The 12,595-nt window shown below is 74.8% G+C and carries 13 protein-coding genes; 6 read left to right on the plus strand and 7 right to left on the minus strand.

The window, feature by feature from the left end; all coding sequences use genetic code 11:
* Positions 1-2: 2 nt before the first annotated feature.
* Positions 3-653, minus strand: a complete 651-nt coding sequence (locus tag O7600_RS22245) for an O-methyltransferase (protein WP_255292681.1) — start codon at positions 651-653, stop codon at positions 3-5.
* A 212-nt stretch (positions 654-865) separates the two neighbouring features.
* Between O7600_RS22245 and O7600_RS22250 the strand changes: the two genes are divergently transcribed.
* Positions 866-2,173, plus strand: a complete 1,308-nt coding sequence (locus O7600_RS22250) for a trypsin-like peptidase domain-containing protein (RefSeq protein WP_281590288.1) — start codon at positions 866-868, stop codon at positions 2,171-2,173.
* A gap of 73 nt (positions 2,174-2,246) precedes the next feature.
* Positions 2,247-2,672, plus strand: coding sequence for a preprotein translocase subunit TatB (locus O7600_RS22255; protein ID WP_281590290.1), 426 nt, complete (start codon positions 2,247-2,249; stop codon positions 2,670-2,672).
* Between the two features lie 80 nt (positions 2,673-2,752).
* Here the strand turns inward: O7600_RS22255 and O7600_RS22260 are convergent, their stop codons facing one another.
* The 3 genes from O7600_RS22260 to O7600_RS22270 are packed head-to-tail and all read right to left on the minus strand — an operon-like array spanning position 2,753 to position 5,796.
* Positions 2,753-3,898 carry an Mrp/NBP35 family ATP-binding protein gene (locus O7600_RS22260; RefSeq protein WP_091582715.1) on the minus strand — a complete coding sequence of 382 codons (1,146 nt, stop codon included), beginning with the start codon at positions 3,896-3,898 and terminating at the stop codon, positions 2,753-2,755.
* Between the two features lie 10 nt (positions 3,899-3,908).
* Positions 3,909-4,523, minus strand: coding sequence for a DUF1003 domain-containing protein (locus O7600_RS22265; protein ID WP_091582711.1), 615 nt, complete (start codon positions 4,521-4,523; stop codon positions 3,909-3,911).
* Positions 4,516-5,796, minus strand: a complete 1,281-nt coding sequence (locus O7600_RS22270) for a CBS domain-containing protein (protein WP_281590293.1) — start codon at positions 5,794-5,796, stop codon at positions 4,516-4,518. The genes O7600_RS22265 and O7600_RS22270 overlap by 8 nt, the downstream gene beginning before the upstream one ends.
* Positions 5,797-5,829: 33 nt before the next feature.
* Between O7600_RS22270 and O7600_RS22275 the strand changes: the two genes are divergently transcribed.
* Both O7600_RS22275 and O7600_RS22280 read left to right on the plus strand, forming a co-directional pair.
* Entirely contained in the window at positions 5,830-6,699 is an 870-nt protein-coding gene (locus tag O7600_RS22275) for a PhzF family phenazine biosynthesis protein (RefSeq protein ID WP_281590295.1), read from the plus strand.
* Positions 6,700-7,018: 319 nt separating this feature from the next.
* Positions 7,019-7,552: a hypothetical protein gene (locus tag O7600_RS22280; protein ID WP_281590297.1), complete on the plus strand. Its 534-nt coding sequence runs from the start codon at positions 7,019-7,021 to the stop codon at positions 7,550-7,552.
* A gap of 8 nt (positions 7,553-7,560) precedes the next feature.
* On the opposite strand, the gene O7600_RS22285 is transcribed toward O7600_RS22280, so the two are convergent.
* Positions 7,561-8,517, minus strand: a complete 957-nt coding sequence (locus tag O7600_RS22285) for a DMT family transporter (protein ID WP_281590299.1) — start codon at positions 8,515-8,517, stop codon at positions 7,561-7,563.
* 66 nt (positions 8,518-8,583) lie between these two features.
* Between O7600_RS22285 and O7600_RS22290 the strand changes: the two genes are divergently transcribed.
* Positions 8,584-9,279, plus strand: coding sequence for an HAD family hydrolase (locus O7600_RS22290; protein ID WP_281590301.1), 696 nt, complete (start codon positions 8,584-8,586; stop codon positions 9,277-9,279).
* 65 nt (positions 9,280-9,344) lie between these two features.
* Positions 9,345-11,495 (plus strand): APC family permease, encoded by a 2,151-nt coding sequence (locus O7600_RS22295; protein WP_281590303.1) that lies wholly within the window; start codon positions 9,345-9,347, stop codon positions 11,493-11,495.
* Between the two features lie 4 nt (positions 11,496-11,499).
* Here the strand turns inward: O7600_RS22295 and O7600_RS22300 are convergent, their stop codons facing one another.
* The gene (locus tag O7600_RS22300; protein ID WP_281590305.1) at positions 11,500-12,144 is read right to left on the minus strand and encodes a hypothetical protein; all 645 of its coding nucleotides are present in this window, start codon (positions 12,142-12,144) and stop codon (positions 11,500-11,502) included.
* Between the two features lie 84 nt (positions 12,145-12,228).
* On the minus strand, positions 12,229-12,516 hold the full coding sequence (locus O7600_RS22305; protein WP_281590307.1) for a hypothetical protein: 288 nt from the start codon (positions 12,514-12,516) through the stop codon (positions 12,229-12,231).
* Between the last annotated feature and the right edge of the window lie 79 nt (positions 12,517-12,595).

Genomic DNA, 12,595 nt, shown 5'->3' on the forward strand with positions numbered 1-12,595 from the left:
GGTCAGCTCCGCACGGCGGCGAGCAGGCCGTGACCGACCGGCAGCAGCGCCGGCACCCAGTGCTCGGACTCGCGGATCGCCTTGACGGTCTCCCGCACGGTGACCGTCTCCACGTCCCGGGCGGCCGGATCGCCGATCCGGCCGCCGGCCAGGGCGCCGTTGAGCGCGAGCACGCCGCCGGGCCGCAGCAGCCGCAGCGCCGCGTCCACGTACGCCGCGAAGCCGGTCGCCGCGGCGTCGGCGAAGACCAGGTCGTAGGCGCCGTCGGCGAGGCGGGGCAGCACGTCGAGCGCCCGGCCGGTGATGATCCGGGTACGTCCCGACGGGAAGCCCGCCTCCTGGAACAGCCGGCGGGCGAGGCGCTGGTACTCGACCTCCACGTCGATCGTGGTGAGCACGCCGTCGGGGCGCATGCCGCGCAGCAGCCAGACACCGCTGACCCCGGTGCCGGTGCCGATCTCGACCACCGCCCGGGCGTTGCCGGCGGCGGCGAGCAGACGCAGCGCGGCGCCGGCGCCGGGCGTCACCGCCTCGACGCCCACCTCGCGGGCGAGCGCCCGGGCGGTGCGCAGCACGAGGTCCTCGGTGACGTACGACTCGGCGAACTGCTGCGCCTGGGCCGTCGAACTGCCGTGACCGGCGACCGTGGCGATGGGACACCTCCGGGGGCGGGCTGGTGCGAGGGGTCGGTTGGCACTGTGAGCGTAGAGGCGACCCGGTACGGGCGCAGCCGCGAGTCGGCGGTGGGACGATCACGGGCGGCAACCCCTGACTCCACGCGGGGCATCCGTGCAATCCTGGAGGTGACCCGCGCGTCACGGTCGTCCGGCTCCGCCGGCGCCCGGCACGGGGCGTGCGGGACGGAGTGGGAGGCACGGACGTGACCGACGGCTGGGACTGGCGCCAGCCCGGCGGAGCGCCGGCACCGGCGGGAGGGCCGGGGTCCGGGCAGCCACCGCAGGGTGCCGCGGGTGGGACGACGTCGCCCTGGTGGTCCGACGCGCTGGCCGACCCGTGGCGGGATCCGTACGCGCCGGCGGCCGTGGTGGTCCCGGCCGGGGCGCCCGACGGGGCGGGTGAGCCGGAGCCGGTCACCGACCCGGACCTGCCGACCCGGCCGGGGCTGCGCCAGGTGGTGCTGATCTCGCTGATCACCGCGCTGCTGGCCGGCTCGCTGGGCAGCGCGCTGACCTACGCCCTGATGCGCGGCGGCGACGTGCCCACCCTGGGCGCGCAGGCCGGGCAGGCCCCGGCGCTGGCCCAGCGCAAGCCCGAGTCGCTCGCCGGGGTCGCCGAGCGGGTGCTGCCCAGCGTGGTCACCATCCGGGTGGCCAGTCTCGGCGGCATCAGCGAGGGCTCCGGCTTCGTGGTGAGCACCGACGGGCACATCGTCACCAACGACCACGTGGTCGCCGACGGGCCCGGCAAGGCCACGGTGATCTTCAACGACGGCAGCACCACCCCGGGGACGGTAGTCGGGCAGGACCCGGAGTCGGACATCGCGGTGGTGAAGGTGACCCGCAGCGGGTTGACCCCGGTGCAGTTCGGCGACTCCGACGCGCTCGCCGTGGGCGACCCGGTGCTCGCCATGGGCTCGCCGCTGTCGCTGGCCAACACGGTCACCGCCGGCATCGTCAGCGCGCTGGACCGCACCATGCAGGCCGGTGAGCCGGGCGGGCCGACCCGCTACTACGCGGCCATCCAGACCGACGCGGCGGTCAACCACGGCAACTCGGGCGGCCCGCTGGTGGACGGCGGCGGCCGGGTGGTCGGCGTGAACTCGACGATCAAGTCGTTGGTGGCGGACGGGCAGGAGGCCGGGAACATCGGCCTCGCCTTCGCCATCCCGATCAACCAGGCGAAACGGGTCACCGAGGACATCATCGGCACCGGCAAGGCCCGGCGTACGGTGATCGGCGCCCAGGTCGGCGGCACCGGCGCCACCGGCGGCGGCGTACGCCTCAACGCGGTCGAGCCGGCCGGCCCGGCGGCGGCGGCCGGGATGCGTACCGGGGACGTGGTGCTCCGGCTGAACGGGCATCCGATGACCGATCCGACGGACCTGGTGGCCCTGGTGCGCAAGTATGCGCCGGGTTCGGTGGTGACGGTGGAGTACCGGCGCGGGTCGTCGCGGCAGAACGCGTCGGTGACGCTCGCCGCCGACGCGAAGTGAGGAGGGGTCACCCCCTCCCCGTCGGCCACCTCACGTGCGTAGTCTTGCCCTGGACACGGACGAGGAGGCCGCGGTGTTCGAGAACCTGAACTGGTGGGAGATCGGCGTCCTGCTGCTCCTGGCGCTGTTGATCTTCGGGGACAAGCTGCCCAACGTGATCAACGATGGCCTCCGGATGGTCCGCAACCTCCGCAACATGGCGCGGAACGCCACCGGCGACCTGAGTCGCGAGCTGGGCACCGACATCCAGCTCGAGGATCTGCACCCCAAGGCGTTCATCCGCAAGCACCTGCTCAGCGAGGAGGACGAGCAGGCGCTCCGGAAGCCGCTGCAGAGCATGTACGACAACCTGCGCTCCGACGTCACCGGCGTGCACGACGATCTGAAGGACGTCGCGAGCGCCGCCGACCTGCGCAACCCGGGCCCCCGCCCCGCCGTCGCGACCCCGGCCGCCCCCACCCCGCCGGCCCCGCGCCCCTCCTACGACGACGCCACCTGACCCACCCCGGCCGGTGCCGACGTGAACCGCCCCCTCCCGGCGGGCCGGAAGGGGGCGGTGGGGGAGCGGTGGATCGAGGTCTAGCGGCCGGCCGGCTTCAGGCCGAGCGGCTTGCCGAGCAGTGACTCGCGGCGCACCGCGAGCCGGTCGGCCACCTGGAACAGGGCCTTCGCGGCGGGCGCGTCCGGCTGGGCCAGCACGATCGGCTGGCCGGCGTCGCCGCCCTCGCGGACCCGGGTGTCCATCGGGATCTGCCCCAGCACCGGCACCTGGGCGCCGATGGTCCGGGTCAGCGACTCGGCCACGGCCTCGCCGCCACCGGCCCCGAAGACCTCCATCCGGGAGCCGTCCGGCAGCTCCAGCCAGGACATGTTCTCGATCACGCCGACCACCCGCTGGTGGGTCTGCAGCGCGATGGCGCCGGCCCGCTCGGCCACTTCGGCGGCGGCCGCCTGCGGGGTGGTGACGACCAGGATCTCCGCGTTCGGGAGCAGCTGGGCCACCGAGATCGCGATGTCGCCGGTGCCCGGGGGCAGGTCGAGCAGGAGCACGTCCAGGTCGCCCCAGTAGACGTCGGCGAGGAACTGCTGCAGCGCCCGGTGCAGCATCGGGCCGCGCCAGACCACCGCGGCGTTGCCGGGGGTGAACATGCCGATCGAGATCACCTTCACGCCGTGCGACTGCGGCGGCATGATCATGTCTTCGACGCGGGTCGGCGCGCCGTCGGCGCCGAGCATCCGGGGCACCGAGTGGCCGTAGATGTCGGCGTCCACCACACCGACCGACAGGCCGCGGGCGGCCAGCGCGGCGGCCAGGTTGACCGTGACGCTGGACTTGCCGACGCCGCCCTTGCCGCTGGCGACCGCGTAGACCCGGGTCCGGGACCCGGGCTGGGCGAACGGGATCACCGGCTCGGCGGTGCCGCCGCCGCGCAGCTTGGACTGCAGCTCCTGGCGCTGCTCCGGGCTCATCACACCGAAGATGATCTCGACGCCGCTGACGCCGGGCACCGCGCCGACGGCGGCGGTGATGTCGGTGCGCAGCTTGTCCTTCAGCGGGCAGCCGGCCACGGTGAGCAGCAGTTCCACCCGGACCACGCCGTCGTCGTCGCGCTCGGCGGAGCGGACCATGCCGAGTTCGGTGATCGGCCGACGGATCTCCGGGTCGTTGACGGTGGCCAGGGCGGCCTGGATCGCGTCGGAGACGGTGCTGACGGGTGCTGACATGCCCGCAATGTTACGTCGGGCTCTCCTGCCGGCCGTCGTGGGCGTAATCACCGTCGAACTCGTCGCGGGGCTCGTCGAGCGGGTCGCCGCCGGCCCGGCGCCGAGTCTCCTGCCCCTGCTGCCGCCGCTCCAGCTTGCGCCGCCGCTCGGCCGCCTCGTCCAACTCCTCGGCCAGCCGGGCCAGCTCGGAGCGGAGGAAGTCGCGGGTCGCCACGTCGCCCATCGCGATCCGCAGGGCCGCGATCTCGCGGGCCAGGTATTCCGTGTCCGCCTTCTGCATGGTCGCCCGGCGCCGGTCCTCGTCCAGCGCGATCCGGTCCCGGTCCGCCTGCCGGTTCTGCGCGAGCAGGATCAGCGGGGCCGCGTACGAGGCCTGGAGCGAGAGGATCAGGGTGAGGAACGTGAAGGTGTACGGGTCGAAGCGCAGGTCGGCCGGGGCGAGCGTGTTCCACAGGAACCAGGCGGCGAGCACCAGGGTCATGTAGACCAGGAAGTTCGCCGTGCCCATGCCCCGGGCGATCCCCTCGGCCCAGCGGCCGAAGGAGTCCGCGTCGATCCGGGGCAGATGCAGGCCCCGGGGTGCGCGCGGCTGGTCGAGCCGTTCGCCGCGTCGCTGCTCAGTCATCGTCCACGGTCCCGTCGTCGGTGGCGGACGGGGTCGGCGCCGCGTCCCGGTCCCGCCAGTCGCGCGGCAGGGAGTGGTCCAGCACGTCGTCCACGGTCACCGCGCCGACCAGCCGGTTGTTCCGGTCCACCACCGGCATCCCCACCATGTCGTAGGTGGCCATCCGGCGGGTGATCTCGGTCAGCGGGGTCGACGTGCGGAGCGGGTCGATGTCGTTGACCACGATCCCGCCGAGCAGGTCGGCCGGGGGTTCGCGGAGCAACCGCTGGAAGTGCACCATACCCAGGTAGCGGCCGGTCGGCGTGGTCAACGGCGCCCGGGTCACGAAGACCTGCGCGGCCACCGCGGGCGAGAGCTGCACCTCGCGGATCCGGGCCAGCGCCTCGGCCACGGTGGCGTCCGGCGGCAGGATCACCGGCTCCGAGGTCATCACGCTGCCGGCGGTGCCGGAGGCGTAACGCAGCAGTTGGCGTACCGGGTCGGCCTCGTCCGGCTCCATCAGGTCGAGCAGCACGTCCTGCTCCGGCGGGGGCAGCTCGTTGAGCAGGTCGGCGGCGTCGTCCGGGTCCATCTCCTCCAGCACGTCGGCGGCCCGTTCCCGATCCAGCGCGGCCAGAATCTCCACCTGGTCGTGCTCGGGCAGCTCGCTCAGCACGTCGGCCAGGCGCTCGTCGTCGAGCGCGGCGGCCACCTCGTTGCGCCGGGCGTCGGGCAGGTCCTGGAGGGCGTTGGCCAGGTCGGCCGGGCGCATGTCCTCCAGCACGGCGAGCAGGTTGGCCGTACCCCGGTTGTCGCCGACCGCGCCCAGACCGCGGACCCGGTCCCACTCGACCTGGTGGAGGTGGCCGCGGCGGGTGAGCCGGTTGGTGTGCTCGCGGACAGCGACCCGGGTCAGCGCCCACTCGCCGCCCCGGCTGCACTCCATGGCCACGTCCACCACCGAACCGGCCGGACCGGAGTCGAGCTGGACCCGCCGGTCGAGCAGCTCCTGGAGGACCAGCAGCTCGTTCGGACGCTTCTCGAAGCGGCGCAGGTTGAGGGTGCCGCTGCCGAGCACGACGGCGTCCGGGTCGATGGAGGTGATCCGGTTGATGGAGAGGAAGATGCGTCGTCGCATCGGCATCTCGGCGACCAGCCCCACCACCTCCGGCGGTCGCTGGGTCGGACGCATCCGGGCCACGGCGTCACGGATCCGGCCGACCTGGTCGCCGTTCGGGTCGAAGACGGCGACTCCGGCGAGTCGAGCGATGTAGACCCGGTTCGGCGTGCTCACGGGCACCAGCCTAAGGGCCTAGTGTCTACCAACATGTCGACCCTGTCCTACGAGATCGTGGACGTCTTCACCGATCGCCCGTTCGCCGGCAACCCGCTGGCCGTGGTGTTCGGCGCGGAATCGCTCGCCACCGAGCAGATGCAGGCGCTCGCGCAGGAGTTCAACCTGTCGGAGACGGTCTTCGTGCTGGCGCCCACCCAGGTCGGCGCGACCTACCGGGCCCGGATCTTCACCCCGGTCGACGAGCTGCCGTTCGCCGGGCACCCGAGCGTCGGCGCGGCGGTGACGGCGAGCCGGCGCGGCGTGTTCGGTGTGGGCAGGGTCACCCAGGAGTGCGGCGCCGGGGTGCTGCCGATCGAGGTGACCGCCACCGGCGCGACGCTGACCGGCGGCACCCCCACCCTCGGCCCGGAGCTGGACCCGGAGCCGTTGCTGGAGATCGTCGGGCTGACCGCGGCCGACCACGCCGGGCCGCCACCCCGGGTCGCCGGGTGCGGCCTGGAGTTCCCGTACCTCCCGGTGCGGTCGGACGCGGTGGCCCGGGCCAGGCTGGACCCGGCGGCGGCGGAGCGGTACGGCGTGGAGCACGTCAGCCTCTTCTCCTGGGACGCCGACGCGCAAACCGCGCACGCCCGGGTCTTCGTGCCCGGCCTCGGCGTCCCGGAGGACCCGGCGACCGGTTCGGCCGCCCTGGGCCTGGGCGTCTGGCTGGTCGCCAGCGGCCTGCTGCCCGGGGAGGGACGCTCGGCCTACGCGGTACGCCAGGGCGTCGAGATCAACCGCCCCTCGTCGCTGGCCTGCACGGTGACCGCGGCCGGCGGGACGGCGGTGGGCGCGACGGTGTCCGGCCAGGTGGTGCCGGTGGCCCGCGGCGAGATCACCGTCCCGCCCTTCGTCGGCTGAGCCGTTCCGCCCTTCGTCGGCTGAGCCGTTCCGCCCGTCGTCGGCCGAGCCGTTCCGGTCAGGTGACAGCCGGACGCGGCCGGGGCGGACCGCCTCTCGGATGCCTTTCGAGCTGAGTCGATGGTGATATCAGGGCCTGTCGTCCGGTGGTCGCGGACGGGCGGCCGGCGCGCCGGGCCCGTGCTCCCGGTCTGCTTCCGGCTGAGTCGTTCCTGATATCAGCTCGAAAGGCGACGAGCGTCGCCCCATCGGACCCGGCAGGAGGGCGCCGGAGCCGGGCGGGGCCGCCGGCTCCGGGCTGTGCGCGCCGGGGCGCGGGATGCGGGAGGATGGCGGGGTGAGCGACGAGGTGGACGAGCGGGTGACCCCGCCACTGGTGGACGAGGCGGTGAAGAAGGCCGCCGTCTGCTGGGTGAGCGTTGCCGGCGGCCCGGCGTACGCGCTCTGGTGCCTGCCGCTGGACGGCGCGCTGCTGGTGGTGACCGGTCCCGGCGAGCAGGCCGCGCCGGGGCTGGCCGACGCCGACACGGCCGACGTCACGCTGCGCGGCGACCACGGCGGGCGGATCGTCAGCTGGCCGGCCCGGGTGACCCGGCTGCGGCCGGGCGCCGAGGAGTGGGACACCGCCGCCCCGCTGGTCGCGGCGAAGCGGCTCAACGCCTCCGGGTCGGCCGCCGACCTGGTGGCCCGGTGGGCGGCCGAGGGCTGTGCGCTCAACCGGCTGACGCCGGCCGGCACGGCGGTGACCGGAGCCGACCTGCCGGCCGACTCGTTGGCCGAGCAGCCCCGCCCGGCCTCGGCGGTCCGGGCCGTCCGCAAGCCGTTCCGCCTGCACCGGGTCCGCCGCCGCTGATCGTCCGCTCAGTCCTTCAGGGGCGCGGCGTCGGCCGGCACCGGGACCGGCTCGACCCGGCGACCGGCGCGCGCCCCGCCGAGCACGACCACGGCCACGCCGGCCAGCAGCAGCGCCAGTCCGGGCAACGCGAGCGGTCGGGGCAGCTGGCCCAGCCAGACCCAGCCGATCAGCGCCGCGCCGGGCGCCTCCAGCAGGATGAGCACGCTGACCGTGGTCGCGGAGACCCGGTGCAGGGCGTAGTTGAACATCGAGTGCCCGAGCAGTTGGGCGCCGACCACCAGGCCGATGATCGCCAGCCACGTCCCGCCGTCCCAGCCGTGCAGGCGGACCCCGCCGAGCAGGCAGACCACCAGCAGGATCACCGCGCAGACGCCGTAGCAGATCGTGGTGTAGGTGGTGGTGCTGATACTGGCCCGGGCACGCTCGCCGAAGGCGGTGTAGACGGCCGCGAACATGCCCCCGACCACGGCCAGCAGGTCACCGCCGAAGGCCCGGCCGGAGACGGCGAAGTCGGCGCCGGTGGCGAGCGCCGCGCCGAGCACCGCCACCCCGATGCCGGCCCAGACCGCGACCGGGAGCCGCCGCCCCTGCCAACGGGCGATCAACCCCTGCCACACCGGCTGCGTCGCGCCGAGCGCGGTCGCGGCCGCCACCGTGGTGAGCTGCGCGCTCGGCATCCAGGTGGCGAAGTGCGCGGCCAGCGCCACCCCGGAGAGGACGCAGTAGAACCCCTCCCGCCGGCCCGGCCCGACGGTGAGCGAGCGGAGTTCGACCCGCCGTCGGGCCAGCGCCACCGGGCCGAGCACCGCGACCGACAACGTGTTGCGCCAGAACGCGATGGCCAGGGCCGGGGCGGCGGCGAACGCCACCAGCGGCGCGGAGGAGGAGACGGCGGCGACGGCCAGGGCGAGCGCGCCGAGGGTCGGCGCGCCCAGCGGCGGGCGGTGCGGAGCGGTGGGCACGGAGAGCAATCCTCACACGGACACCCGACACCACGGAACGTCAGCGCTCCGTTACGATCACGCATCATGCTCAGGTTCCGCGCGGTGCTGTTCGACTTCTTCGGCACCCTGACCCAGAGCGTCCAGCGCGGAGCCGCCCACGGCATCATCGCGGAGCTGCTCGGCTGCTCCACCGAGGCGCTGGTCGAGGTGCTCGACGACAGCTTCTACGAGCGGGCCAGCGGGTTCTTCGGCGACGCCGAGTCGACCATGCGGTGGGTCTGCGCGCAGGTCGGCGTACGCCCCTCCGACGCGGCCGTCCGTGCCGCCGTCGCCTCCCGCCACCGGGCGGTACGGGCCGACACCCGGCTGCGCCCGGAGGCGGTGCCGGTGCTGGCCACGCTGCGCCGCCGGGGCGTACGCACCGGGCTGGTCAGCGACTGCACCCACGAGCTGCCGGCGTTCCTGCCCCAGCTGGCGGTCGCCCCGCTGCTCGACGCCCAGGTGTTCTCGGTGCAGGTGGGCCGCTGCAAGCCGGACGCGGCGCTCTACCTCGCCGCCTGTCACCGGCTCGGCCGCGCCCCGGCCGACTGCCTCTACGTGGGCGACGGCGGCAGCCAGGAACTCACCGGCGCGGAGCGGGTGGGGCTGCGCGCGTTCCGACTGGCCGCGCCGGACCTCGCCGGGCACATGGTCTTCAACGCCGACGACCGCTGGGACGGGCCGGAGCTGGCCTGCCTCACCGACGTGCTCGACCTGCTCGAACCGGTCGCCGTCGGCTGATTCCGGTCGGCCGAACTGTGGCCGTTCCGGCCACCGGCCGGGCCGGCGTGCACGACAGTGCGGGGGTGGGGGCGGACCGGCACGACGCGGCGGAGCAGGGCACCGTCGTCACGCCCTCGGCCGAGTTCCCGCCGCTGGACGACGCGGAACGGGCCGCGCTGGGCCGGATCGGCGCCCGCTGGCACGGCCCGCGCCGGGCCGACGACCTGCCCGTGGACCCGACGCCGGGCCGGCGCGCGGGCCGGCCGGCGCCCACCCGGTTCGGCCGGCTCGCCCCGATCGGCATGTTCACCGTGGCGCAGCCGGACGAACTGGTCGCCACCGGCGCGGCGCAGCTGCCCGGCAACCGGTTCGGCCGGGCGGTCACCCGGATCCGCCGGACCCTGGTCGGCCCGCCGCTGGCCAGCTCCTCGGTGCTCTACGAGCGGATGCGCAAGCTGGTCGCGCTGCCGGTGCTCTCCTCGGACCTGCTCAGCTCCGTCGCGTACGGGCCGGAGGCCATGCTCGTCGTGCTGGTCCTGGCCGGCAGCGCCGCGCTCGGCCTCGCCCTGCCGCTGGCCGCGCTGCTCGTCGTGCTGATGGTCGCGGTCGGGCTCTCCTACCGGCAGACCATCCCGGCCTACCCGCACGGCGCCGGGTCGTACATCGTGGCCGGGGACAACCTCGGGCGTACGCCGGGGCTGGCCGCCGCGGCCGGGCTGATGCTCGACTACGTGCTGACCGTGTCCGTGTCGGTGGCCGCCGGGGTGCACGCGGTCACCTCGGCGCTGCCCGGCCTCACCCCGTGGACCGTGCCGCTCGGGGTCCTGGTGATCGGCGTGCTGCTCGCCGGCAACCTGCGCGGCGTGCGCACCGCCGGCAACATCTTCGTGCTGCCCACGTACGCCTTCGTGGTGGTGGTCGTCGCGGTGCTGGCGGTCGGCTACGCGAAGGCCGCGGCGCGCGGCTTCGCGCCGGTGCCGCCGCCGTCGGTGCCCGCCACGGAGGGGCTGGGCCTGCTGCTGGTGTTGCGCGCGTTCTCCTCCGGGGCGGTGTCGATGACCGGCATCGAGGCGGTCTCCAACGCGGTGCCCGCGTTCCGCCCGACCGAGTGGCGCAACGCCCGCACGACGCTGGGCTGGATGGTCGCCATGCTGGTCACGCTCTTCGCCGGCCTGGTCGGGCTGATCCACCTCGACGGCCTGGTGCCGCGCGCGGACGAGACGCTGTTGTCCCAGCTCGGCCGGGTCACCTTCCCCAGCGGGCCCGGGTACGCGGTCCTCCAGGCCACCACCGCGCTGATCCTGCTGCTGGCGGCGAACACCGCGTTCAACGACTTCCCCCGGCTGCTGTTCTTCATGGCCCGCGACGGCCACGCGCCGCGCCGGTTCCTGCACATGGGTGACCGGCTGGCGTTCAGCAACGGTCTGGTCGCGCTCGCCCTCACTGCCGCGGTGGTCTTCGTCGCCTTCGGCGGGCACACCGAGCGGCTGATCCCGCTCTACGCGGTCGGCGTCTTCCTCGCCTTCACGCTGTCGCAGACCGGGATGGTGGTGCACTGGCGGCGCCGGCCGGGCCCGGGGCGGCGTCGCCGGCTCGCGGTCAACGCGGTCGGCGCGACGCTGTCCGGGCTGGTGCTGGTGACCGCCGCGGTCGCCAAGTTCACCGAGGGCGCCTGGGTGGTGGTGGTCGCGGTGCCGCTGCTGGTGCTGCTCTTCCGGCGGATCCACCGGCACTACGCCACGCTGCACCGGGCCCTCGCGCTGCACCCGCCCCCGCCGGGTCCGTCCGGCCCCGCCGGGTCCGCCGAGGGCGAGGAGCTGCCCCAGCAGGTACGCCACCTGGTGATCGTGCCGGTGGCCCGGCTGAACCGGGCCTCGCTGCGGGCCCTGGCGTACGCGACCTCACTCGGTCGGCCGACGCTGGCCGTGCACATCGCGCCGGAGGAGGCCGAGGCGGACCGGTTTCGCGAGCAGTGGCGGGCCTGGGGCGACCACCTGCGGCTGGAGACCATCGTGTCGCCGTACCGGTCGGTGATCGGGCCGCTCGCGCACTACCTGGAGGCGTTGCACAGCAGCCGGCCGGAGTTGACGCTGACCGTCATCGTGCCGGAGGTGGTGCTGCGCCGGCGCCGGCACCGGCTGCTGCACAGTCGGGCCGAGCAGCGGTTGCGGGCGGCGTTGCGGGCCCTGCCCGGCGTCGTGGTCACCAGCGTCCCGGTGCACGTGTCGCACTGACGTTTCACAGGTACCCGGCGAAGTGGTCGGTGACCAGCGCGGCGATCGCCGCGGCGTCCCGGCTGCCGTCCACCTCGACCACGCGGATCCCGAGCGAGTGCGCGGCGGCGACCGCGTCGGCGGCGACCAGCTCGTCGCGGGCGATCCGGTTGCGCCGGGCCCGTTCCGGGTCGCTCACTCCGGGGTGCCGGGCGGTCGCCCGGGGCAGCCGTTCCGCCTGGTACGCGCGGAACTCCGGCGTCGGCACCAGCACCACCATCTGCCGGGTCGACCCGACCACCGGCGCGACCAGTTCCGGACGCAGCCCCCAGCCCTCGGCGATCACCCGGCCTCCGCTGACCAGGGCGCTCAGGTCGTCCAGCACCCACTCGAAGCGGCGCGAGAACCCGGCGAGGGTCTCGGCCGCCATCCGCCGTGGGTCGGTCGTCACCCACGTCGCCTCCGGGTCGGGCCCGTCCGGCGGTTCTCCTCGGCGGACCCGGTCGGCGATCCGCCGGTCGTCGTGTCCCCGCGCGTCGTGGCGGTCGTAGAGGTAGGCGGTCAGCCCGTGCCGCAGCGCCAACGTGACGGCGAGCGTGGTCTTGCCGGCCCACTGCGCGCCGCCGATCCAGAGGGCGCGGCGGGCGGTGGCCAGGGGATCGAAGTCCATGCCCCGACCCTGCTCCCCGCCAGCGCCAAGATCAAGTCTTGTTCTCGGCGTCGGAGCGTGATGAAGTGAGGGAGGAGGGGGAGGTCAGACGTCGTGGACCTCCAGCACCCGGGTGGTGGGGGCGGCGTCGCCCAGCTCGGCCCGCAGCGCGGCGCGCCCCGGGTCGGCGAGGAACGCGTCCAGCCCGGCGCGGGCGGCGAAGCGGATGACGTGCACCTCGGTCTGCCCGTCCCCGGTGCGCAACCGCCGTTCCAGCCGGCCGCCGTGCCGGCCGAGCAGCGCCAGCACGGCATCCTCGTAGCGTCGGCCGGCCGGCGCGTCGGCGCTCAGGTCGACCAGCGCGACCAGCAGGACCTCGTTCCCCGTCGTCATGGGCCGAGTCTGGCAGCGCGGGAGACCCCGCGGCGACCCCGTCGGCGACGTGCCGGGCGGCGACGCCCCGGGCGGCGAT

It is taken from the genome of Micromonospora sp. WMMA1998 (assembly GCF_027497375.1).
Lineage (GTDB): Bacteria > Actinomycetota > Actinomycetes > Mycobacteriales > Micromonosporaceae > Micromonospora > Micromonospora sediminicola.

Coding starts and splice junctions, on each gene's coding strand:
- O7600_RS22260 (WP_091582715.1), bottom strand. CDS start 3,898: ATGTCAGCACCCGTCAGCACCGTCTCCGACGCGATCCAGGCCGCCCTG.
- O7600_RS22265 (WP_091582711.1), bottom strand. CDS start 4,523: ATGACTGAGCAGCGACGCGGCGAACGGCTCGACCAGCCGCGCGCACCC.
- O7600_RS22275 (WP_281590295.1), top strand. CDS start 5,830: ATGTCGACCCTGTCCTACGAGATCGTGGACGTCTTCACCGATCGCCCG.
- O7600_RS22280 (WP_281590297.1), top strand. CDS start 7,019: ATGCGGGAGGATGGCGGGGTGAGCGACGAGGTGGACGAGCGGGTGACC.
- O7600_RS22290 (WP_281590301.1), top strand. CDS start 8,584: ATGCTCAGGTTCCGCGCGGTGCTGTTCGACTTCTTCGGCACCCTGACC.
- O7600_RS22300 (WP_281590305.1), bottom strand. CDS start 12,144: ATGGACTTCGATCCCCTGGCCACCGCCCGCCGCGCCCTCTGGATCGGC.
- O7600_RS22305 (WP_281590307.1), bottom strand. CDS start 12,516: ATGACGACGGGGAACGAGGTCCTGCTGGTCGCGCTGGTCGACCTGAGC.